Annotated in this window: 22 protein-coding genes, 3 pseudogenes and 2 riboswitches; of the genes and pseudogenes, 8 read left to right on the top strand and 17 right to left on the bottom strand. The window is 64.6% G+C overall.

Annotated features, from left to right (window positions below; all coding sequences use genetic code 11):
• Window positions 1–2 precede the first annotated feature (2 nt).
• The 3 genes from AC27E8_RS13800 to AC27E8_RS13790 all read left to right on the top strand — a co-directional run bounded on the left by AC27E8_RS13800 (window position 3) and on the right by AC27E8_RS13790 (window position 1,757).
• Window positions 3–515, top strand: a complete 513-nt coding sequence (locus tag AC27E8_RS13800) for a DJ-1/PfpI family protein (RefSeq protein ID WP_487099857.1) — start codon at window positions 3–5, stop codon at window positions 513–515.
• 66 nt (window positions 516–581) lie between these two features.
• Window positions 582–1,316, top strand: a complete 735-nt coding sequence (locus AC27E8_RS13795; RefSeq protein WP_487099856.1) for a peptidylprolyl isomerase — start codon at window positions 582–584, stop codon at window positions 1,314–1,316.
• Between the two features lie 15 nt (window positions 1,317–1,331).
• Window positions 1,332–1,757 carry a hypothetical protein gene (locus AC27E8_RS13790; protein WP_487099855.1) on the top strand — a complete coding sequence of 142 codons (426 nt, stop codon included), beginning with the start codon at window positions 1,332–1,334 and terminating at the stop codon, window positions 1,755–1,757.
• A gap of 51 nt (window positions 1,758–1,808) precedes the next feature.
• Here AC27E8_RS13790 and AC27E8_RS13785 read toward each other — a convergent pair whose 3' ends face one another.
• Genes AC27E8_RS13785 through AC27E8_RS13765 form a run of 5 tightly spaced genes read right to left on the bottom strand, consistent with a single transcriptional unit; the run spans window position 1,809 to window position 5,679 of the window.
• Window positions 1,809–3,005 (bottom strand): acyl-CoA dehydrogenase family protein, encoded by a 1,197-nt coding sequence (locus AC27E8_RS13785; RefSeq protein ID WP_487099854.1) that lies wholly within the window; start codon window positions 3,003–3,005, stop codon window positions 1,809–1,811.
• A gap of 17 nt (window positions 3,006–3,022) precedes the next feature.
• Complete coding sequence (locus AC27E8_RS13780) at window positions 3,023–3,718, bottom strand: PIG-L family deacetylase (protein WP_487099853.1); 696 nt, start codon at window positions 3,716–3,718, stop codon at window positions 3,023–3,025.
• Between the two features lie 4 nt (window positions 3,719–3,722).
• Window positions 3,723–4,046, bottom strand: a complete 324-nt coding sequence (locus tag AC27E8_RS13775; protein ID WP_067849831.1) for a DUF1806 family protein — start codon at window positions 4,044–4,046, stop codon at window positions 3,723–3,725.
• Window positions 4,043–4,897 (bottom strand): sulfurtransferase, encoded by an 855-nt coding sequence (locus AC27E8_RS13770; protein WP_487099852.1) that lies wholly within the window; start codon window positions 4,895–4,897, stop codon window positions 4,043–4,045. Before AC27E8_RS13770 ends, AC27E8_RS13775 begins: the two co-directional genes overlap by 4 nt.
• Window positions 4,894–5,679 (bottom strand): SDR family NAD(P)-dependent oxidoreductase, encoded by a 786-nt coding sequence (locus tag AC27E8_RS13765; protein ID WP_487099851.1) that lies wholly within the window; start codon window positions 5,677–5,679, stop codon window positions 4,894–4,896. The genes AC27E8_RS13770 and AC27E8_RS13765 overlap by 4 nt, the downstream gene beginning before the upstream one ends.
• Before the next feature lie 108 nt (window positions 5,680–5,787).
• Here AC27E8_RS13765 and AC27E8_RS13760 point away from each other — a divergent pair, with 108 nt between their 5' ends.
• The gene (locus tag AC27E8_RS13760) at window positions 5,788–6,114 is read left to right on the top strand and encodes a hypothetical protein (protein WP_041695034.1); all 327 of its coding nucleotides are present in this window, start codon (window positions 5,788–5,790) and stop codon (window positions 6,112–6,114) included.
• An 18-nt stretch (window positions 6,115–6,132) separates the two neighbouring features.
• On the opposite strand, the gene AC27E8_RS13755 is transcribed toward AC27E8_RS13760, so the two are convergent.
• Window positions 6,133–7,050, bottom strand: a complete 918-nt coding sequence (locus AC27E8_RS13755; protein ID WP_487099850.1) for a hypothetical protein — start codon at window positions 7,048–7,050, stop codon at window positions 6,133–6,135.
• A gap of 97 nt (window positions 7,051–7,147) precedes the next feature.
• On the opposite strand from AC27E8_RS13755, the gene mnmA reads away from it, so the two are divergent.
• From mnmA to AC27E8_RS13740, 3 genes are all read left to right on the top strand, one after another.
• Complete coding sequence (gene mnmA / locus AC27E8_RS13750) at window positions 7,148–8,245, top strand: tRNA 2-thiouridine(34) synthase MnmA (RefSeq protein ID WP_487099849.1); 1,098 nt, start codon at window positions 7,148–7,150, stop codon at window positions 8,243–8,245.
• Between the two features lie 12 nt (window positions 8,246–8,257).
• Window positions 8,258–9,136, top strand: a complete 879-nt coding sequence (locus AC27E8_RS13745) for a LysR family transcriptional regulator (RefSeq protein ID WP_487099848.1) — start codon at window positions 8,258–8,260, stop codon at window positions 9,134–9,136.
• Window positions 9,137–9,281: 145 nt separating this feature from the next.
• The gene (locus AC27E8_RS13740) at window positions 9,282–10,010 is read left to right on the top strand and encodes a hypothetical protein (protein ID WP_487099846.1); all 729 of its coding nucleotides are present in this window, start codon (window positions 9,282–9,284) and stop codon (window positions 10,008–10,010) included.
• 62 nt (window positions 10,011–10,072) lie between these two features.
• Here AC27E8_RS13740 and tkt read toward each other — a convergent pair whose 3' ends face one another.
• The 6 genes and pseudogenes from tkt to AC27E8_RS13710 form a co-directional block, all read right to left on the bottom strand.
• Window positions 10,073–12,070: a transketolase gene (gene tkt, locus AC27E8_RS13735; protein WP_487099845.1), complete on the bottom strand. Its 1,998-nt coding sequence runs from the start codon at window positions 12,068–12,070 to the stop codon at window positions 10,073–10,075.
• 148 nt (window positions 12,071–12,218) lie between these two features.
• Window positions 12,219–12,947 (bottom strand): annotated as a pseudogene (locus AC27E8_RS13730) (energy-coupling factor transporter transmembrane component T family protein); the annotation flags it as partial.
• Between the two features lie 393 nt (window positions 12,948–13,340).
• A pseudogene (locus AC27E8_RS13725) lies at window positions 13,341–13,691 on the bottom strand (ATP-binding cassette domain-containing protein); the annotation flags it as partial.
• A gap of 294 nt (window positions 13,692–13,985) precedes the next feature.
• Window positions 13,986–14,513: pseudogene (locus tag AC27E8_RS13720) on the bottom strand (ABC transporter ATP-binding protein); the annotation flags it as partial.
• On the bottom strand, window positions 14,510–15,079 hold the full coding sequence (locus AC27E8_RS13715) for an ECF transporter S component (RefSeq protein WP_487099844.1): 570 nt from the start codon (window positions 15,077–15,079) through the stop codon (window positions 14,510–14,512). The pseudogene AC27E8_RS13720 and the gene AC27E8_RS13715, both read right to left, overlap by 4 nt.
• A 94-nt stretch (window positions 15,080–15,173) precedes the next feature.
• A riboswitch (TPP riboswitch) is annotated at window positions 15,174–15,274 on the bottom strand.
• Window positions 15,275–15,335: 61 nt separating this feature from the next.
• Entirely contained in the window at window positions 15,336–15,566 is a 231-nt protein-coding gene (locus AC27E8_RS13710) for a hypothetical protein (protein WP_487099843.1), read from the bottom strand.
• Between the two features lie 142 nt (window positions 15,567–15,708).
• Between AC27E8_RS13710 and AC27E8_RS13705 the strand changes: the two genes are divergently transcribed.
• The gene (locus AC27E8_RS13705) at window positions 15,709–16,056 is read left to right on the top strand and encodes a cold-shock protein (protein ID WP_487099842.1); all 348 of its coding nucleotides are present in this window, start codon (window positions 15,709–15,711) and stop codon (window positions 16,054–16,056) included.
• Window positions 16,057–16,215: 159 nt separating this feature from the next.
• Here the strand turns inward: AC27E8_RS13705 and ribH are convergent, their stop codons facing one another.
• The 5 genes from ribH to AC27E8_RS13680 all read right to left on the bottom strand — a co-directional run bounded on the left by ribH (window position 16,216) and on the right by AC27E8_RS13680 (window position 21,352).
• Complete coding sequence (gene ribH, locus AC27E8_RS13700) at window positions 16,216–16,683, bottom strand: 6,7-dimethyl-8-ribityllumazine synthase (protein WP_487099841.1); 468 nt, start codon at window positions 16,681–16,683, stop codon at window positions 16,216–16,218.
• Window positions 16,684–16,720: 37 nt separating this feature from the next.
• Window positions 16,721–17,911, bottom strand: coding sequence for a bifunctional 3,4-dihydroxy-2-butanone-4-phosphate synthase/GTP cyclohydrolase II (locus tag AC27E8_RS13695; RefSeq protein WP_487099840.1), 1,191 nt, complete (start codon window positions 17,909–17,911; stop codon window positions 16,721–16,723).
• A gap of 15 nt (window positions 17,912–17,926) precedes the next feature.
• Window positions 17,927–18,580, bottom strand: a complete 654-nt coding sequence (locus tag AC27E8_RS13690; RefSeq protein WP_487099839.1) for a riboflavin synthase — start codon at window positions 18,578–18,580, stop codon at window positions 17,927–17,929.
• Between the two features lie 2 nt (window positions 18,581–18,582).
• Window positions 18,583–19,698 carry a bifunctional diaminohydroxyphosphoribosylaminopyrimidine deaminase/5-amino-6-(5-phosphoribosylamino)uracil reductase RibD gene (ribD, locus tag AC27E8_RS13685; RefSeq protein WP_487099838.1) on the bottom strand — a complete coding sequence of 372 codons (1,116 nt, stop codon included), beginning with the start codon at window positions 19,696–19,698 and terminating at the stop codon, window positions 18,583–18,585.
• Window positions 19,699–19,806: 108 nt separating this feature from the next.
• A riboswitch (FMN riboswitch) is annotated at window positions 19,807–19,953 on the bottom strand.
• Window positions 19,954–19,969: 16 nt separating this feature from the next.
• Window positions 19,970–21,352 (bottom strand): APC family permease, encoded by a 1,383-nt coding sequence (locus AC27E8_RS13680; protein WP_487099837.1) that lies wholly within the window; start codon window positions 21,350–21,352, stop codon window positions 19,970–19,972.
• Between the last annotated feature and the right edge of the window lie 108 nt (window positions 21,353–21,460).

Genomic DNA, 21,460 nt, shown 5'->3' with positions numbered 1-21,460 from the left:
CCATGAGAGCTGTATTTGTCGCACTTCCATGGTCTCGCCTGGGCGACGTAGCGCTGGTTCTCGAAGGGCTTCGCCGGCTGAATCGCCGCGCCCGCGTCATCACGCTCGACGGGCGCCCTTGCCAGACGGCGGAGGGACTCGTCATCCAGGCGGACGGTGGCGTCGAGGAACCCGTGCCGCCGGACGCCGGCCTTTGCGTGATCCCAGGTGGCCTATACGAAGCCGACAGCTGGGGCGATCTGCGCCTGCACCGCTACCTGCGCCGCTTTTCGACGACGGGCGGTTACTTCGCCGCTTCCGCCCAAGGACTGTTGTGCCTCGCTTCGGGAGGGATCCTGGGCGGACTGCGCTTCACGGCGCCCGTGAGCGTCGTGCAAGCGCACGAGCCCCTCTTCCGCCATGCCATCTTCGAACCCGGCCCCGTCGTGATGGACGGAAACGTCATCTCTTCGGACGGCTCGGACGCCCAGTCGTTCCTTCAGGCGGTGTTTGACCGCCTCAACGTGCGCTCATAGAACCATGGCGATGATAGCGCTTGTGATATGATGAGCGTTGGTTCAAGCTCATGAGGAGGCAGATCCATGAAACGTCGCACCATGCTCGCGGGCGTGTCGTTCGCGGCTTTGCTCTCGTTGACGGGCTGCGGCACGGCCGCCAACAACACGACTTCTGGAAACACGTCGAATGAAACCGTCACGAACGCCCTAAATTCTGCGTCGAACGAGGGCAATCAGACGCTCGACACGGCGAATCCGCCGTATCTGCACACGTCGACGGAACAGTGGACGAGCATGCCCAAGATGTTCATCAACCCGAACAAGACGTATGACGCCATTGTGCACACCAATTACGGGACGTTCACCATCGAGCTGTTTGCCAAGGACGCGCCCGTCACCGTCAACAACTTCGTGTTCCTGGCGGAGCACAACTTCTATCACGACTGCACGTTTTTCCGCATCGTGAAAAACTTCGTCATCCAGACGGGCGATCCGCGCAACGACGGCACGGGCGGCCCAGGCTACACCATCCCCGACGAACTGAGCCACCAGGTGCCGTTTACCAAGGGCATCGTGGCCATGGCCAACACGGGCCAGCCGCACACGGGCGGCAGCCAGTTTTTCATCTGCACGGCGAATGACACGCAGGTGTTTCAGCCGCCCAACAACCGGTACACGGAATTCGGGCGCGTCATCTCGGGGATGGACGTGATCGACAAGATCGCCGCCATTCCGGTGACCACGAATCCCATCACGCAGGAGGACAGCTATCCGCTCAAGACTGCGTACATCGAATCCATTCAAATTCAAGAGTCGTGAAGAAGGTGCGAGACGTTGCGCGACGCCCGCTTTCGCCAGTACTTCTGGATCTTTATCGTCGTGCTCGCCGCCGTGTTGCTCAAAATCCGCATTGGAGGAAGCGTGCCGTATCCGACGAGCTACGACAAGCTGCCCGGCGGCGAAATCCGAGTGCACGTGACCGCGAAGGCCGTTCCGTCCAATTCGGTGGGCGAGGCCTGGAACCTGGAGAAACACGTGCAAAACGGCCAGGTGATCTACACGGCAAATCTGTACATGAATGGCCACGAGCAACTGCTCTTTCCCGGCATCGGCGTGAAGAAGAAGACGCCGGAGGGCGTGCTGTACGCCTCGAACGGCAAGATCCGATTTAACGGGCAGGACTACGAGGCCGTGGACCTGTTTGTCAACCGGGACGGAAGCGCCGGCTACATCGACTTTGCCAAACAGAAGACGTCCTGAGCGTGGCCAGGGCGGCCTCCTGCGCGGCAAGCGCGCAGGCCACCCTGTAGGTCATACCTTCGCCTGCCCCGCGGCGCGCCGAGCGAGCGCGGCCTTCGCGAGGTTGCGGTAGACCACGTCGTCCATCGGCGGATTGTGTAGGCCGGCCCGGACGTCGCGGTAGTACCGCTCGAGCGGCAGGGCGCGCGAAAGGCTGCGGCCGCCGACAATTCGCATGGCGAGATCCACCACCTGATTGGCGGCGTTCGTCGCGAGCGTCTTCACCGCGCCGAACTGGGGCTGCAACTTGACGCGTTCCTCCGGCGTGGCCGCGTCGAAACGGCGGGCGAGATCGTACAGGAGCGTGCGGGCGGCGAGCAGCTTGAGCTCCATCTCGCCGAGTTTCTGCTCGACGTGCGGCACCTCCGCGATGGGATGCGGCAACGTGTTGGGCCGGTACGTCGCGGCGTACTCCAGCGCAAAGTCGCGCGCCGCGAGGGCGATGCCGAGGTAACACGCCGGAATGTGAAGCAGCCAACCGCTGCCGTCCGGCCTGCGCTCCGCCTGCACGCCCGGGCGCTGAATCACAATCACCCGCTCCTCCGGCACAAACACGTCCTTGAGCACGATGTCGTGGCTGCCGGTGGCGCGCATGCCGAGCGTGTCCCACGTCTCGACAATTTCCACGTCCTCCTGCCGAACGAGAAACTGCCCCACCACGTCTTCGTCCGCCACCGTGGCGGTCACCATGATCCAGGTGAGCGCTGGGGAGAGCGTGCTGAATATCTTGCGGCCCGTGATCCGATACCCGCCGGGCACTTTCACTGCGGTGGTCTCCGGCTTGCCGCCGCGGCTCGGGCTCCCCGTGGCGGGCTCCGTGGCGCAGCTGTTGATGAGCGCGCCCTCCTTCACGACGGACTCGCACACCATGCGAAACAGCTCGTCCGGGAACGCCCCCGTCTCGCGCAGGTGAAGCAAAATGCCCACGTGCCAGCCAATTGCGAGCGCGGTCGATCCGTCTCCTTTGGCGAGCACCTCCTGATGCATGAGCATCTCCTCGAGGCTTAGGCCAAGCCCCCCGTATTCCACAGGCACGGTCCAGCGCACGTAACCCGACGCCTTCAGATCCTCGATGTTCTCAAACGGAAAGTCGCCCACGCGATCGTGCTCCGGCGCCCGATCGTGGAAACGACGGGCGAGATCGCGCGTGATGCGCAGGCGCTGGCGCACGTCTGCGGGCAGTGCCGATTCTCCGTAGATGTCGTACATGTGGTTTCGCCCCGCTTTCAGTCGATCAACGTTCCCGGTCGTCTGAGATTTGGCCCCTGGCTCAGCACAAAGTACTCGCGATGGCGCATGCGGTGGACGGCCTTCTCCTCGTTTCCCCAGATGGCGCCATCCAGCTCCGACTGCGTGCGGTGGGCTCGAAACGCCAAGAGCTTCTGGCGGCGATAGGCGCGCACGTCCACCTCGACGAGCGCCTTCGCCGGCTGCGGATATCGCCTGAAGGCGGCGAGATCGTCCCCCCACGCAAGGTAAAAGAGGCGCGCTTCGGGGTGGGTGCGGTGGTATCGGCCGAAGGCCGCCGTCGCCAAGCGCCCGATGGCCGCGTGATCCGGATGGCCGCCGAGCGGATCGTGAAACGTGATGATCGCGTCGGGTCGCTCCTCGGCGAAGAGCGATTCCAGCCGGGACACCCCTTCGTCCTCCGGCACCATCTCGACCTCTTTGTCCCGGTAGCCCAGGAGGACGAGGCGGCTCACGCCGAGCGCGGCGCACGCCTCGCGAAGCTCCTGCTCGCGAAGCGCGCCCAGGGATTCGCGCGTGGCTCGAAGCGGCACGCCGAGCCGGCGGCCCATCTCCCCGCGCGTCGCGCAGGCGATCACGACGCGGTGCCCCTCGGCCGCCAGGCGCGCGAAGGTGCCTCCTGCGATGAACGTCTCGTCGTCCGGGTGGGCGAACACGCCCATGACGGTCGCCATGCGCTCATCCCACCTTTCCCACGTCGAGCGGCGCTAGGCTCACGGTCAGCGTCTGCCGGACGCGATTCTGGCCATCGAGGCCCATTGCGACGAGCGCCGATCCGTCTTCGACAAACTCGGTCACATCCTGGATGTAGAGCAGGCCGTCCGGATCGCGAAAACGAAGATGCAGGCGGTACAGCCCGTCGCCGAACATGCCCACCTCGTCGAGGGTCGCGCTCGCGTTGCGCAGGTACGCCTCCGGATTGACCTCGAGGTGCACGTACACCCGGGAGCCGCGCCACGCCTCAAGACGCTCCTTCGCCTCCGCGGCGCCAAGCGTCCTCATGGCGCCCACGCCCCCGGTTCATCCCCTGTGGCGACGGGATTTTCGGGATACGAGACCCAGTCGCTCCAGCTCCCCGGATACAGCTTCGCCGGGATGCCCGCGAGTTCAAGCGCGAAGAGCGTGGAACAGGCCGTCACGCCCGATCCGCAGTACACGGCGATGGGCTTCCCACACTTCGCCAGATCTGCAAAGCGAGCGCGCTGCTCTTCGGGCGAACGCCACGTGCCGTCTTCCTTCAGCCCCCGCTCCCACGGATGGTTCAAGGCGCCCGGGATATGCCCGGCTTTCGGATCGATAGGTTCGACATCCCCTCGGTACCGCTCGGGGCTGCGCGCGTCGACGAGCACGAGGCTTCCCTCGCGCAGTCCCCGACGCACCTCGTCCACGTCGACCGTCTCCCCGTCGCGCAGCCGAACTTCCACGCCGCCCGGCCGAGACTCGGGCACCACAGGCGTCACTGGCCTCTTTTCCCTCGCCCATCGCTTCCATCCGCCATCCAGGATCCGCACGTCCGCAAGCCCGATGTGCCGCATCAGCCACCACGCCCGCGCCGCCATCCCCTCGCCCGCGTCGTAGACCACCACCGTGGAGTGCGGGCGGACGCCGCACGCCGAAAGCCGCGCGGCGAACCGGTTCCAGTCGGGCAACGGATGGCGCCCGCCGTGTTCGCGTGGAGGCGAAGACAGATCCCGGTCGAGGTGGAGATAGTACGCACCGGGAATGTGCGCCTCCCGATACGCGCGCTCTCCAGCCTCCGGGTCCGACAACTGAAACCGGCAGTCAAAGACGGCGAGCTCGTCTTGGCCGAGCCGCGCGGCGAGATCGTCCGGTTGGATCAGGAATGCCGTCACGAAGTCGTCCCCCTTCGATGGAACACGCGGGCGCCCGCCTGATCGATGGACGTCACAATCATCTCGTCGATGTTCACGTGCGCCGGCCGCGTGACCGCAAACACGATGCAGTCCGCGATGTCGTCCGCCGTGAGCGGCCGGACGCCCTGGTACACCTTCGCGGCCTCGGCGGCGTCGCCGTGGAACCGGACTAGGCTGAACTCCGTCTCCACCATGCCCGGATCAATGGACGTCACGCGCACCGGCTTGCCCAGCAGCTCGTGGCGCAGCGCCTCGGTGATGGCCCGAACCGCGAACTTCGTCGCGCAGTACACGCTGCCCCCAGCGTACGACTCGTGGCCCGCGATGGAGCCGAGGTTGACGATGTGGCCGTCGCCGGAGGCCACGATGTGGGGCAGGAAACGCTTCGTCATCCGCATGAGACCCATCACGTTCGTGTCGAGCATCTCCTGCCAATCGGCCTCGTCCGCGGTTTCCACCGGATCCCGCCCCAAGGCCTTCCCTGCGTTGTTCACGAGGACATGCACCACGCCGAAGTGCCCGATGACACCTTGCACGAACGCGTCGATACTTGGCACGCTCGTCACGTCGAGCGCCGCCGCGTACGCGGCCTTCCCCGTCTCCCGGGCGATCTCGTCGACGAGGTCGGCGAGGCGCTCCTTGCGCCGCGCCCCCACCGCCACGTCAAAACCTGCGCGCGCGAGCGCTAGAGCCGTCTGTCGGCCAATGCCGCTCGACGCACCCGTCACCACTGCGACTTTACCACGTCCGTCGATTGCCATCGCTTGCTCACACCCTTTCAAGGCAGTTGGGCGACCGTCGTGTCGGCGTTCGCCAGAATGCCATACGCTGAACTGTACAGTTGCCCCGCGCGAAGGAGGATGCTCGTCATGCCATGCCCCGAGGTCGTCACGGGTCACGTCGCGATTCCAGGCGAGGACTTCCGTCGCATTCAGGAGGCCGTCGATCACGGCCAAAATCTATGGCGCTTAAGCCCCGTCCGAACCGCGCAGGAGGTGGGGACGCGCCATCTGGGGTTTCGAATGAACGACATCTACACGCTGGTCGAACAGTACCGCGACGCGGACAGCGGGCTCATGCACGCGGTGGTGCGCGTCAAGCACCGCGATTGCGTCTACCTGGTTCGCCTGTATCAGCCCGTCAAACAGGGCCCCGGCGGCATCTGGGTGGTCGAATCCGTGGTCGAGATCACCTGATGCTCTTCCGTCAGCCAGTCAGCGCATCCTGTCCCACATCGACGGCGGCAGCTTGCCGACCGTCGCCATGAGCAGATCGTAAAGATCTGCGTCGAGCGCCTCCTCGGGCGACAGGTTTTCCATCGCCGCGAGCTGGCGAAGGCTGAGGCGCTCCTTGCGAAGCGTGCGCATCGCTTTCTGCCACTGCTGAATGTGCGGGCCGTGATAATCGATGAGAAACGTCCACTTCTCCTCGTCAATGGCGAGGCACGCCTTCAGCATGTCGGACACCACTTCGACGGTGGCGCCCTGCGCGCCGCGCTCGAACAGCCGCTGGCGAAACACATGCTTGATGAGCGCCTCCTCGGAGAACTCGAGCAAAAAGGGCGGCATGATGTAGCCCACGGGCAGTTTCGCCCGCGCCGCCTGCATTTGCTCGGTGCGCTCCTGTTTCGCCAGGCGAATGACCTCACGAATGCGCTCCAGTTCCTCCTCATACTCCTCCGGATGGCGAGCCTCCACCGGCAGCTCAAAGCCCCACGGGACGTTCGCCCGCTGCCCTCCAGCAATTCTCGTGGGCCGCCCCACGGTGTAGGTAATGAGGTGATCGTACACCGGCTTGGCCACGCCGATGAAAAGAAACAACACGGTCTCGCCGCGGATGGGCTCGTACGAGTGGCCCGCGGCCACCATGCTGCGAAGGAATCTGTCCCGGTTCGCCATGTCGTTGTACTTGCCGAGGTACAGACTCGCCTTGAAGGCGCTCGACAGCCTGTCCTGGTCCGTCGCGCGCAGCGCCACCACGCGCCCTGCCTGCGCCACGCGCCATCCTTGCTCTTCAAAACAGATGCGAATAAACTTTTCAATGTTGTCCAGATGTTCGTGGACGGGAACGAGATCGGTGAGAAACCGAAGCCGTGGATGTTCCAGGATGGCGGATCGATCGAGTTCGAACACCGCGCATCACCCGCCTTTCCCTGTGAGGGTGAAACGAATGCCGGTGATCATTGTATCAAAAGATCGCCCGAAAGCGCGGAGAAGGGAGGGAACGAAGATGGCGACGCGCGTGGTGGTGGGCATGTCCGGCGGCGTGGATTCCTCGGTGACGGCGCTCCTCCTCAAGCAAGCAGGCTATGACGTGATCGGCGTGTTCATGAAGAACTGGGACGAGACGGACGAGAACGGCGCCTGCACCGCGGAGCAGGATTTCGAGGACGTGCGCCGGGTGTGCGAGCAGATTGGGATCCCCTATTACGGCGTCAACTTCGAGCGCGAGTACGAGGAGCGCGTGTTCCAGCACTTCCTGGAGGAGTTCAAGCGCGGGCGCACGCCGAACCCGGACGTGCTCTGCAACCGAGAGATCAAGTTCAAGGAACTGCTCGCCTGCGCCCTCGACCTCGGCGCCGACTACCTCGCCACGGGGCACTACGCCCAGGTGCGCAGAGAAGAGGATGGCTCGGTGGCGCTGTTGCGGGGGCGAGATAAGAACAAGGATCAGACCTACTTCCTGCACATGCTCACGCAGGCCCCGCTCAGGCGGGCCATGTTTCCCATCGGCCATCTGACCAAGCCCGAGGTGCGCCAGATTGCGCGCGATCACGGCCTGCACGTGGCGCAGAAGAAGGATTCGACCGGCATCTGCTTCATCGGAGAGCGCAACTTTCGCGCCTTCCTGCAGCAGTACCTGCCGGCCCAGCCGGGCCTCATCGAAGACGTGGACGGGCGGGTGCTCGGCGAGCACGACGGGCTCATGTACTACACCATCGGCCAGCGGAAGGGCCTGCGCCTCGGCGGCCTTCCCGGTCGCGATCCGGCCCCGTGGTTCGTGGTGGACAAGGACCTCGCGCGAAACGTCCTCGTGGTGGCGCAGGGCCACGATCACCCCCGCCTGTACAGCCGGGCGCTCACCGCGGACACGGTGAGCTTCATCGCAGAACGGCCGCCCGCAAAGCGATTCCGCTGCACGGCGAAGTTCCGCTACCGCCAGGACGATCAGCCGGTCGAGGTCGAGATGACGGGCGAAGACACGTGCCGCGTCATCTTCGATGAGCCCCAGCGAGCTATCACGCCGGGCCAGTCGGTGGTGTTCTACGACGGCGAGGTGTGCCTCGGCGGGGGTATCATCGCGTCGCGCGAACCGGTGGACGAGTGAGGAGTGGAGCGCTTGGAAACGAAAGATCTGGAGCTGTTTCTCGCCGTGGCGCGCAACCGATCCATCTCGCGCACCGCGGATCAACTCTACATGTCCCAATCCACCGTGACAAACCGCCTGCAGCGGCTGGAGCGCGATCTCGGTTGCCAGCTCTTTACCCGCACGCCGGGCGGCGTCCAGCTGACGGAGGAGGGCAAACGCATTTACCCGCTCGCGGAGCGCATGGTGGACCTCGAGCGCCGAATGCTCGAGCCTTCCAAGCGCGCGGTGCGGACGCTCCGCGTCATGAGCGGGCGCGCCTTCGTCTCCACCGACGTGCCGAAGTGCCTCCATCAGATTCTGCAGGTGGTCGAAGTGCGCCTGCAGGTCCGAATGGGGATGTACGAGGACATGGTCGAGGCGCTCATCGGAAACCAGGTGGACTTCTGCTTTCTCGGCGAGCCCATCCACCACCCGCGCGTGCGGCTCATCGAATATCCGCCGGACGCCATCGATCTCGTCGTTCCGCGCGGCCATCGGTTTGTGCACGACCTCCCGTCCATCGGCGCGCTCGCGGAGGAACCCTTTATCGCGTTTGCGGACACCACGGCCCCGTTCCGGCGGCGCATCGCGATGCTCCTCGCCAAGTACAACGTGTATCCAGACGTGCGCATGGAGCTCGATTCCATCGACGGGATCAAAGCGATGGTAGCGCAGGGGCTCGGCATCTCGCTCCTGCCCCGGCGCACGCTGCACGACGCCGAAGCCAAGGGTGTGGTGGCCATACCGTTGTCGGATCCGCACTTCTGCCGGCCGACCTTCCTGGCGTATCCGGATGCCATTGAGCACGAGGAACTGACGAAGGCGTTTATTGCCATTGTGACGCAGCACTATGGGGGGAAGCGAGCTTGATGGAACCGCTCGAGGACTTCCCCAGCCGTCCCTATGTACATATCTATCCGGGAAGCTGGGTGAAGTCCTTCTTCGTTCTCTCGTCTGAGCGCATGCAAACCGACACGCACAAGTATCACTTGATCTATGTACAGGAAATTCATTGGTGTGGTATGTACAAAGCATGCAGAATGAAGAACTGGAAGTGTCCATGATGACTGTGTTGTACAGGTATCTGGTTTCCATGGTCGTCGCGGCTTTATGGACCGTTGCCGAAGAACTGGTGAGTTCCTTCGTCAATTACGGACCCATTACGAATTCAACGTACGGAGTCATTGCCCCAATGTTTGTCGTCTTGATGCCCGTATTGGCAAACGCCTTTTCAGTTCCTTTCGCGCGGGACTTTATCCATCTCGGCAGAATCAGGCTGCCGACGTTAAGGGATTTCTTTGTCTTTCTTCGAGTCAGTATATTAGCATACATCCTGTTTTTTGCATCGAATTTTTGTTTGCGTTCGATGAATGACAACCCTTTTCCATCCCTTCGATGGTTTCTTTGGCTGCTGATTCTGGTGTGTTTTTCGGTGTTGGCGTTTGGAGCAAGCGGTCTTGCTTTTCTTTGTGGCTTCCGGGACCGCTCTGCACTTCGATGTTTTTCGAGAGCCTTGACAATCTACAAAAACAACTTCCTAAAAACAACTGGCATCAGCATTTCGGTTTTAGTGTTCTTGGTTCTTCTCTTCTATTTCATCAAATCGCTCAATCAAGGTAGATGGTTCGATTTTGCAAATAACGTCTATCTCACAGTGTTTGGAGTATGTTGGGTGATTGCGAATGATGTCATTCAGAAAATGGGCAAAGAACTTCGAGGTTTATCATCTCGCTACCCAAAATAAAAGGCCATCCGCCGGACCAAAGCGTCCGGTCGGATGACCTGCGTTTCAACAATCCCGGTCTTTCAGCGCCCAATGAGCTCTTTGGCCAGTTCGTAGACGTGATCGACCGTGAAGCCGTACTCGCGCACGACGACATCGCCGGGTGCCGAGGCGCCGAAGCGGTCGATGCCGAGCACCTTGCCATCGAGGCCGACGAACTGGTACCAGCTCATCGGGTGCGCCATCTCCACCGCGAGGCGCTTGCGCAGCGCGCTCGGCAGCACCGACTCGCGATAGGATGCGTCTTGCTCCAGGAACACGTCGATGGACGGGAACGAGAGGACCCGCACCTTCACGCCCTCCTGCGCGAGCCGCTTGCCCGCCTCGAGCACGAGCTGGACCTCGGAGCCGGAAGCCAGGAGGGCGAGATCGGAGCCATCCTCGTGTTGGAAGACGATGTACCCGCCGCGATCGAAGTCGCCCTTGTGCGCCTTCACTTCCGCGAGCATGGGCACCTTCTGGCGGGTGAGCGCGAGCGCCACGGGCTTGTCGCGGTGCGTCAGCGCGTATTTCACCGCGAGCGCCGTCTCGGTGCCGTCCGCAGGGCGGAACACGCGCAGCCCGGGGATGGCGCGAAGCGACGGCAGCTGTTCGATGGGCTCGTGCGTCGGTCCGTCCTCGCCGACGGCGATGGAGTCGTGCGTGAGGACGAAGAGCGACGGCTGCTGCATGAGGGCCGCGAGGCGAACCGCCGGGCGCAGATAGTCGACGAACACGAGGAACGTGCCCGCGTAGGGGAACACGCCGCCGTGCAGGCAGATGCCGTTCATCATCGCACCCATCGCGTGCTCGCGGACGCCGTAAAACACGTTCTTGCCCGCGTAATCCGGCGCCTTGAAGTGATCTTCGTCCTTGATCATCGTATTGTTCGACTTCGACAAGTCAGCCGATCCGCCGAGCAGCGTCGGAATGTGCGGGGCAATGGCGTTGACGACCTTGCCGAACGCCTCGCGCGTGGCGATGGCCTCGTTGAACTCCGGCAGCACCTTGTCGAAGTCGACGTCGACCTTGCCCGCGAACGCCTGCTCGAAGGTCCGGGCGAGATCGGCATGCGCCTTGGCGTACGCCTGGAAGGCCTCGTTCCACGCCGCCTCCGCCTTCGCGCCCTTCTCCTTCACCTCGGCGAACAGCTTGCGCACCTCGTCCGGCACGTAGAACTCCTCTTCGTAGTGCCAGCCGTACGCAGCCTTGGCAGCTTGCGCCTCTTCCTTGCCGAGCGGGCTGCCGTGCGCGCTGGCCGTCCCCTGCTTCTTCGGCGCGCCGTACCCGATGATGGTCCGAACCTCAATGAGCGTCGGCGCATTCGTGAACGATCTCGCCTTGGCGATAGCCGCCTCAATCTCCTCGAGGTTGTTGCCGTCCTCGACGCGCAGCACATTCCACCCGTAAGCCTCGTACCGCTTCTTCACGTCCTCGGTGAACGCCCAATCGGTGGGCCCGTCGAGGGAGATGCTGTTGGAGTCGTAGAGCACGATGAGGCGGTTCAGCTTCAGGTGTCCCGCGAGCGAACTCGCCTCCGCGCTGATCCCCTCCATCAGATCCCCGTCGCCGCACAGGACGTATGTATAGTGATCGATCACGTTGTGCCCGTCGCGGTTGAACTTCGCCGCCAGGAACCGCTCCGCCATCGCCATGCCGACGGCCATCGCGATGCCCTGACCCAACGGCCCTGTGGTCGCCTCGACGCCTGGCGTGTGCCCGTACTCCGGATGCCCCGGCGTCTTCGAGCCCCACTGGCGGAACTGTTTGAGATCCTCCAGCGTGACGTCGTAGCCGGACAGGTGCAGCAGTGAGTAGAGCAACATCGACCCGTGGCCCGCGGACAGCACAAACCGATCCCGGTCCACCCACTTCGGATTCGCAGGATTGTGCTTCAGGAACCTTGTCCAAAGCACGTAGGCCATCGGCGCGGCGCCCATCGGCAGGCCCGGATGGCCGGAGTTCGCCCGCTCGACCGCGTCAATCGACAGCGTGCGAATCGTGTTGACTGCCAGTTGATCGACCTCTGTGAAGGGCATCATGTCCCACTCCCACTCCATGTTTTCAGCCGACGTCCCTATGATACCACAAATTCCGCCCTTGCCCGTGGGAAATGTGGCCTCGCGGCCATCAGTTCACCAAGTCGTACGGACAAGTTCCTCATGGCCGAGGCCCGGCGATATCCGGGCCTCAATGCGCCCACAGACACGCGACCGCGGCGGCCACCACAGCCCCTGCCGCGATGACGTCCACCGCCCGAAGCCGAATGTGGCGCCAGTACGTCCTCGCGTCCCATCGCTCGGCGGGCGGCCCGAAGAATCCCCGCGCCTCCATGGCGATGGCGAGCCGCTCGCTCACCCGGATGGATTGCGCGAGAAGTGGAAGAGCGTATCGGACCGGGCGAAGAAGCCACCAGCCCTCCCGCCCGCGCACGCGGCGCGCCATGCGGAAGACGTCGAGATCGTGCTTGAAGCGGCCGAGAAAGCCTGTGCCGGCCATGGCGCCATACGACAGTTTGGGCGGCAGGTGGAACGACTGCGACAGGCCGACCATGAAATCGGTGCCGTCCGTCGTGGCGACGAGCACGTACGCGAGGACCACCGTCGCGAAGGTGCGCAGCACGACGAGCAGCCCCTGCCTGAAGCCGTACCCACTCAGGTCAAACCAGAGCCAGTGCACCACGCGCGTACCCGGCGGCGCCGCTGCATTGGCCGCAAAGGCCCACAAGTACACCGCGTAAATCAGCAAAAGCGGCGACAGGCGCTTGACGAGCTTCCACGGCGACAGCCAGCCGAAAGCGAAGGCCAGCGCGCCGACGAGCGCCCAGATCCACCCCTCCTCGGCAAACGTGCGCGCACAAAGCGCGACCGCTGCGACGCACAACAGCGCGGCGGCCTTCACATCGGGGTGCCAGCGCCGCAGGGGCGATCTCGCCCGGCGCCCGGACGATGGCGCCTTCGCGGGCGGAACGCCCGCCTCGCGCTCGGGCACTCCCCCGACGACTTGCACGGGGCTTCTCTCCACGGGCGCTGTCTCATCTAGGCGCGCCCGCCGCAACAGCTCTCGATTTCGCAGCAACGCCTCCGGCGGCCCGTCGTACAACACACCCCCATCCGCCAGCACCATCACCCGATCCGCGTGAGCCGCGACGAGATCCAGATCGTGCGTCACGGCGATCACGGCCTTGCCCGCCTCGCAAAGCGCATCGAGCCTTTCGAGGATCATTCGCTCCGACGCCTCGTCTTGGCCATAGGTGGGCTCGTCGACAAGCCAGACGTCCGCGCCTTGGCGCATCATGACGGCCATGGCGAGGCGCCGCTTCTGCCCCTGGCTGATGCCAAACGGCGACAGATGGGCGCAGCCCGCAAGCCCAAACGCCTGAAGCTCGCGCTCCACGTCGTCCGGCACCTCGTCCCCGAGCACGCGCCCGGCGATCTCGTCCGCCACGCGCTCGTACAAGAACTGGTACTCCGGGTTTTGAAAGGCATAGGCAATGCGCCCGTAGCGGGCCTTGGCCGGCATCCGGTGAACCAGCTCGCCCCGGTAGCGCACCTCGCCCGACGTGGGCCGCCGGAGTCCCGCGAGCACCTCAAGCAGCGACGACTTGCCAGCGCCATTTGGCCCCAACACCGCGAGCCACTCGCCGGGCCGGACCGAAAGGTTAACGTCCCGCCACACGTCGCGCTCACCATATCGGAGGGCGAGGCCGCGCGCCTCGAGCACAGGCGCTTCGTCCGCGCGCAGTGTCGCCGCGCGGCGCCTTTGCCGCGGCGCCCGGCGCGGCGCCTCCTCCGGTCGATACATGGTCCGCAAGCGGCCGCCCGGCGCAAGCTCCACCACCGCGTCCGCAACATCGAGGAACGGCTCGTACCGGTGCTCGATGACCATCACCGTCTTCCCCGCCTCCTTCAGGCGGCGGATGACGTCGTAGACGTGGCGGCGCGAATCGGGATCCAGATTCGCGGTCGGCTCGTCGAGGATGACGAGATCCGCGTCCATGGCGAGCGCGGATGCGACGGCGAGCTTCTGCTTCATGCCGCCGGAAAAGACGCTGTGTCGCGCGGCCAGAGCCACGTCGAGTCCCACGGCCGCCAAGGCGCTTTGCAAGCGGGGCGGCATCTCGTCGCGCGAAACCCGCAGGTTCTCGAGGCCGAACGCGATCTCGTCGTCCACCCGGTGCATGCAGAACTGGAGATCCGGATCCTGAAACACGTAGCCGATCTTGCCTGGCGCCTGAAGCTCGGGCGCCAGCCGAATTTCGCCCTCCACCCGCGCCTCGATGGAGCGCGGCAAGATGCCCGCGATGGCCATGGCGAGCGTGCTCTTGCCGCACCCGCTCGGGCCGATGAGAAGCAGGCATTCGCCTTTTGAAAGCGATAACGACACGCCGGCGAGCGCGGGCTCCGACGCCTCCTCGTACGTCACGGTCAGGTTGCGCACCTCGAGGGCCAGGGCCCGCTCGATCCCTGCAGCCGCGATGGTCATGCCGACTTCACCGACCGCTTGGCGATCTCGTAATTGCGCAGCGCGCCGGTGCGGGCAAGCGCATCCGCGAGCGCCTTCGGCAACAGGCCGCCGAGCACCGCGCCGCTCACAAGCGAGATGACGACAAACGCGATCTGCGTGCCTAAGTGCAGCTTGTCGCCGCCATATTGGAAGTACCATTGGAACATGAAAGCCGCAGACGCCAGTACGCCGGACAACGTGCACGTTCCCGTGTTCCACACGCGATAACCGAAGATCAGGAAGGCGATTTCCGAACCGATGCCCTGAATGAGGCCCGAGATCATGTTGGCGAGCCCCCACTGCTCCCCGAGCAAAAGCTCGACGGCCGCCGCCACCAACTCCGCGATGAGTGCCGCACCTGGGCGCCGCACGATGTACGGAACCATCACGCCGGCGATCATCCAGAGCCCCGTCATGACGCCCTGAAGCGCGTACGCGGTCGCCGGGATGAGGGCGTACAGCACGTCCCATACGCGGTAAATGCCTCCGCAGACAATGGCCAATACAACCATCAGGATGACTTCGCGCAGCTTCCACCTCGACATCGCATTCCGCTCCCCTTTCGTGGAACAGGCCCTGGGAGCGCCGCACGCCACAACGAAAACGCCCTTTTCACCACGCAGGGAAAAGGGCGCACATGGACGATGACGGGCACTTCCTCACGCTGGTATTACCCAGATCGAGTCCACAGGGTTGGCGGATGTCCGCCTCTCAGCCTTCCGGCACCCCTAGGCCCTTCTCACGATGAAATTGTTCGACTTCAGTGTATCATCGCAGTTCGGAAGGCACAAGCCGCGTGGCTCAAAACCGCTCTCGGATGAGCATGGCGGCGTTCAAAATGAGAAGCACGTTGGACATGATCCAGATGCCCAAGGCGAAACCGCCCCAAAACCCGCCTCCCAGGTGGAGGTATCGGCCGTTCGCGAGCAACATCGAATTCATGGCCATCGTCAGGGCCAGGATGGCGAGCCGCTGCCGCTTGGACAGGCGCTTGCGGCAGGGCGTGCCCAGAAATGCGAACCACGAGCGCATGTGGATCCTCCTTGCGGCGCCACGGGCTTGAAGTTGCGCCGCGACGTTCAGAATCTTATGATGAATGGTAACATCAGGTTCGTTTCGCGTCAAGCTAGCGGAGCATGGGAAAAATTGGATGTGAGCGATGGTGGAAGGCATCGTGAAAGAATGGCGAGAAGAAGAAGGCTTCGGCTGGATTCGCGCGGAGGACGGTGAGGACGTCTGGGTGCACTTCAGTGCCATTCTCCCCCATCCTGACCGATTCCCGCGCGGATACCGCTTTTTGCGCAAGGGCCAACGCGTCGAGTTCGATCTCGTCACCAACCCTCATTCGGAGGAGCAGTGGCGAAGCGCGAGGAACGTCGTCGTGAAGGATTCCCTGCGCCAAACACCGCCACCATCGCGGCGTGCTCAGGATGCCGTAAGCTCGCCGCCTCGCCCCTATCCCCAGCGATTCGCTGCTCGCGCACGGGGGTTGGACGGCCGCGGGCCGGGCACGCCGACGTGATCGCGCCTCGATGGCGCAGCAACTCCCGAACGCGCGAGCCGGCGCTTCCCAGACCCTCGGATGAGACGGCTCAACGCCTTGCACAGAGGGCGCTCGCGAACCCGCCGAGCGCCCTCGCGGAAGCGCGGCACGCAACGCACCCGGATGGCATCGTCCGCCCTAGGCGCGCAACGCCCGCCGCAAAGTGGCCATCTCGATGGCCCCAAGCGCAGCCTCCGCGCCTTTGTTGCCGGCCTTGGTGCCGGCGCGCTCAATGGCCTGCTCGAGGGTATCCGTGGTCAACACGCCAAACATCACAGGAACGCTTGTGTCGCGGCTGACCTGCGCAATCCCCCGCGCCGCCTCGCCCGCGACGTAATCGAAGTGCGCGGTGGCGCCGCGGATCACGCAACCCAGCGCCACCACCGCGTCGTAGCGCCCGGACTCGGCCATCCAGCGGGCCACCACTGGAATCTCGTAGGCGCCGGGCGCCCAGGCGAGTTCAATGTGTTCCTCGGATACGCCGTGGCGCCTGAGCGCGTCCAGAGCGCCCTCGACCAGCTTGCTCGTGATAAACTCGTTGAACCGAGACGCCACAATGCCAATGTGCAAATCCTGTCCGATGAAGTTCCCCTCATACACGCGCACGTGTCATGCTCCTCTCTCGAACGGGCATCGCGCTCTCTCAGAGGTTGAGCAGATGCCCCAACTTGTCCCGCTTCGTACGCAGATACGCCTCGTTGTACGGATTGCGGTCCACCTCGAGCGGCACGCGCTCCACGACCTCGAGCCCGTGCCCCGCGATGCCTTTAATCTTGCGCACGTTGTTCGTTAAAAGGCGCATCTTGCGGATGCCGAGATCGCGCAAAATCTGCGCTCCGATGCCGTAGTCGCGCAGATCGTCGGCGAAGCCGAGCCGGTGGTTGGCTTCCACCGTGTCGAGACCCTGATCTTGCAGCGCATACGCCCGGATTTTGTTCAAGAGGCCGATGCCGCGCCCTTCCTGGCGCAGATACAACAAGACGCCCTTGCCTTCGCGCGCTATCTGGCGCAGCGCGGCGTGAAGCTGAGGCCCGCAGTCGCAGCGCAGGGATCCGAACGCGTCGCCCGTGAGGCACTCGGAGTGCACCCGCACGAGCGTCGGCTCGCCGTCGGAGACATCGCCCATGACGAGCGCGATGTGCTCCTTGTCGTCGATCTCGCTCTCGTACACCACGGCCCGAAAGTGGCCATACGCCGTGGGCAGCTCCGCTTCGGCCGCCCGGCGGACGAGCTTTTCCGTTCGCTTGCGGTACGCGATGAGATCCGCGATGGTGATGAGCTTCAGGCCGAAACGCTCCGCCACCTGCTCGAGCTGCGGCAGGCGCGCCATGGTGCCGTCTTCGTTCAGAATCTCGCAGATGACGCCGACCTCAGGCTCCCCGCAGAGGCGGGCGAGATCGACCGCCGCCTCGGTGTGACCCGCACGGCGGAGCACGCCGCCGGGCTTGGCGACGAGCGGAAACACGTGGCCCGGCTTGCGAAAGTCGTCCGGGCCCGTGTCCTCCGACACGATGGCCGCAATGGTCTCGGCCCGCTCGAAGGCCGAGATGCCGGTGTGGGTGGTGGCGAGATCGACCGACACCGTGAAGGCGGTACCGTAGTTGTCCGTGTTTCGTTCATACATCGCTTCAAGGCCGAGCCGCTTGGCGCGCGCTTCGGTGATGGGCACGCACAAAAGTCCCCGGCCGTGCGTGATCATGAAATTCACCACGTCCGGCGTGGCGCGGCTGCCGAGCGCGACGAAATCTCCCTCGTTCTCGCGGTCCTCATCGTCCACGACAATGACGACGCGGCCCTGGCGCAAATCTTCGAGCGCCTCTTCGATGGTGTTCATGCTCCACGCCCCCTCTTATCGCAAAAACCCGTGCCGCGCCAGAAACGCCGCATCGATGCCGCCCGACGCGCCCGCGTCGCCGCGGTACATCAAGAGCCTCTCCACGTACTTGGCGATCACGTCGCACTCGATGTTGACCGTCTCACCCGTGCTGATCTCGCCAAACCGCGTGACCGCCTGGGTGTGCGGGATGATGGACACCGAGAACCTGTCTTTTTCCGCGCGCATGATGGTGAGGCTGACGCCGTCGACGGCCACGGATCCCTTGTCCACCATGTAGCGCGCGAGGGACGGATCGACGCGAATGACAAGCACGCGTGCCTCCCCGTCCGGATACACGTCCGTCACGTGGCCAATCCCGTCGATGTGCCCGGTCACGATGTGACCTCCGAACCGCCCGTCGGCGCGCATGGCGCGCTCGACGTGCGCGCGGCCGCCCGGCTGAAGTCCCCCGAGGTTGGTGCGTCGCAGCGTCTCGGGGACCGCCGTGGCGGTGAACAAGCCGCTGCCCACTGTCTCCACCGTGAGGCAGACTCCGTTCACAGCGACGCTGTCACCGACCCGCAGGTCGTCCATGAGAAACGGCGCCTCCAACGTAAAGGTGGCCCCGCCGGTGTGGCGAGATACCGCCGCGAGGCGCGCAGTTCCTTCCACAAGTCCGGTGAACATGCTCACACCTCCTCACGATAGTGAATTCGCCCTGTGAGGACGGGATGGTCACCCAGCCATTCGCTCCTCACGCTGTGAAGTTGAACGGCCTCGGCCATCGACTGGGTGAAAGCGCCCGCGAAGGCGGGCAACCCGCTGGCGAGGAGCTTGGGCGCCACATACACGCGCACCTCGTCGATGAGCCGGCTCTGAAGAAGCGCTGACGCAAGCGTGGGCCCGCCCTCCACCAGAAGGGCATTCGCCCCTTCCGCCGCGACAGCCGAAAGCGCCGCGTGCAGATCCAGGTGGCCGTCCCGCTCGGCCACCGGCGCGATGCGGACGTCGCCCTGTTCCGCGAGGCGCCTCGCGGCCGGAGCGGAGGCCATGCGCTCCGACGTGAGGAGAAGCGTGCGCCCGGGCGCCGCCAACAGCCGCGCGGTCGGCGGCGTGCGAAGCCGCGTGTCGAACACCACGCGAAGCGGCTGACGATCTCGCCTTGTCCCCGTGGCGAGATCCCTCGCGGTCAACTCGGGATCGTCCGCGAGGACCGTGCCGACGCCGACGCCGATGGCCGGAATGACTTGCCGCAGCCGATGCACGTCCTCGCGCGCCGCGAGTCCGGTCACGTACTGGCTGTGGCCACTCGATGCGGCCACGTGCCCGCTTAGCGTCATGGCCACCTTGTACACCACGTACGGGCGACCGGTCTCGACGCGGTGAAAGAAGTGGCGGTTCAGTTCGCGCGCCTCCGCTTCGAGCACGCCGACCGTCACCTCGATCCCGGCCTCCTGCAGGCGCTTCACGCCGAGCCCGGCCGTGCGCGGATCCACGTCCAACGTGGCCACCACCACGCGCCGAACGCCTGTGGCGAGGATGGCGTCCGTGCAGGGCGGCGTCCTGCCGTGGTGATTGCACGGCTCGAGCGTGACGTAGAGCGTCGCGCCTCGCGCCGCCTCCCCCGCCATGCGCAGCGCGTGCACTTCCGCGTGCGGCGTGCCCGCCATCAGGTGTGCGCCTTGGCCCACCACCCGCCCGCCGTTCACGACGATGGCGCCGACCATCGGGTTTGGGGACGTCTGGCCTTCGCCCAGGCGCGCCACCTCAAGCGCCATGTGCATGTACCGCTCGTCTTCGGTCATCGGCCATCTCCCCTTATCCGCCCATGAAAAAAGCCCCTGACCATCAGGGGCGAATGGGCAAAAGAGTCTCGGCAAGCTGCGAAAGCGCACGACGTGCGCCAACGCGCCGCCATCCTTCTTTCATCCGGACTATACCGTCGGTACTGGAATCTCACCAGTTCGTGCCTTTCGGCTCGTGGACTGACCGAGTCGTGCGCTCGGATCACCACCGATCGGGAATTGGCCTTTTGGCCTCACCCTGCCCCGAAGGATTGCGCGTTGCGTTCCGGATTCAGTTGTTGTCTTCCATCATGGACGATTCGCGGCCGGATCGCAAGTCCCGGCGCCGCTGCAGATAGGCGAACGCGTACACGAGCGCGATGGCGACGAGAACGGCCGTCCGGATGAGATCGCCAGGCGCCTGTTCGACGAGCGACAAGCCCACGCCGCAGAGCGCAATCAGAGGCGGAAGCGGCCAGAGCGGCATGCGAAACGGCGCCTGGGCCGATCCGCGGCGCACGCGGTGCACGATGGCCGATACCGCCACGAGCAAATAGATGGTGACAATGATCACGCCGGTGAAGGTGATGAGGTTGTTCAAAGACGTGAAGTAACACAACAGCGCGTTGCCCACGCCGAGCAACACAAATCCCCACTTCGGCACGCCGCGCCGATTCATAGTCGCGAAGAATCGGTTGACGGGGCCTGGCCAACTCCCGTCCCGCGCGGCGTCCAGATAGATGCGCGCGTAGGCCAAATTGCCCGTGAGTCCGGTGTCAAACATGGCGATCACGACGCCGACGAGCAAGATGGTGGCCCCGGCCTGGCCCGCGGCCGACTGCGCGATGGACACGAGTGGCAAGTAGGACGATGGGATGACGGTGAACGACGTCTGCGGCACGGCGAGCGTGGCGGCCATGACCGCCAGGACCTCCACCACCACGCTGATGATGGCAGCCAAAAGGACGGCGCGGGGCAGGACGCGACGGGTCTCGACGGTCTCTTCCGCGAAGTAGAGCGGCCAATCGTAGCCGTTGAACGCAAACAGCGCCGGCACCACCGCGGCTAGAAGGTCCTGCCCATTCACGGACTGCGGGGCGTGATCGACCCGGATGGGATACGTGAGGCGCCCGAGGTACGCGAGCGGATGCTGCGCGTGCGCAAACGCCAGCGCCGTGAACGCGACGATGACCACGAGCTCCAGCACGAGCATCACCGTCGCCACGGCGCTCGTTGCGCCGATGCGCTCCAGCGAAAGCCAGGTGACGAGGGCCATCATGGCGACCGCCGTCCAGTTGACCGGGAGCGCCGGGATGAGCGCGTGCAGGTAGGAGGCGGCGGACACGAGGATGCTCGCGGTGATCACGACGCCGAGCACGAGAAAGAGAAAGACGGCGATGAAGCCAAACGGCTCGCCCAGCACGCGCTGCACGATGCGGTACGCACCGCCCGCACCGGGATATGCGGACCCGAGTTCCGCGTAGCAAAACGCCATGGACAGCGCGATGCAGGCGCCGACGAGAAAGGCCCAGAACACGCCCGTGCCCGCCTGAAACAGAGCCGTGTTGTAGACGAGAAACACGGACGTGGTAGGCGAGATGGCAGCCACGGCGATAGCGAGCACCTGGCGAAGCCCGAGCGACCGGCGAAATCCTTGAACTTCCGAACCCTGCACGACATCTCCTCCCCAGAAGCGGCGGGCAATCACGCGCCGCGCTTGAACAAATTCGTAGTTCGAGTATACCGAATCCCCGGACGATTTTGCGGGATTTTGCGTTGAACG

Source organism: Alicyclobacillus sp. CIJ1 (assembly GCF_057538885.1).
Note: the sequence above shows the minus strand (reverse complement) of the source record. Positions and strands in the feature narration are given on the sequence as shown.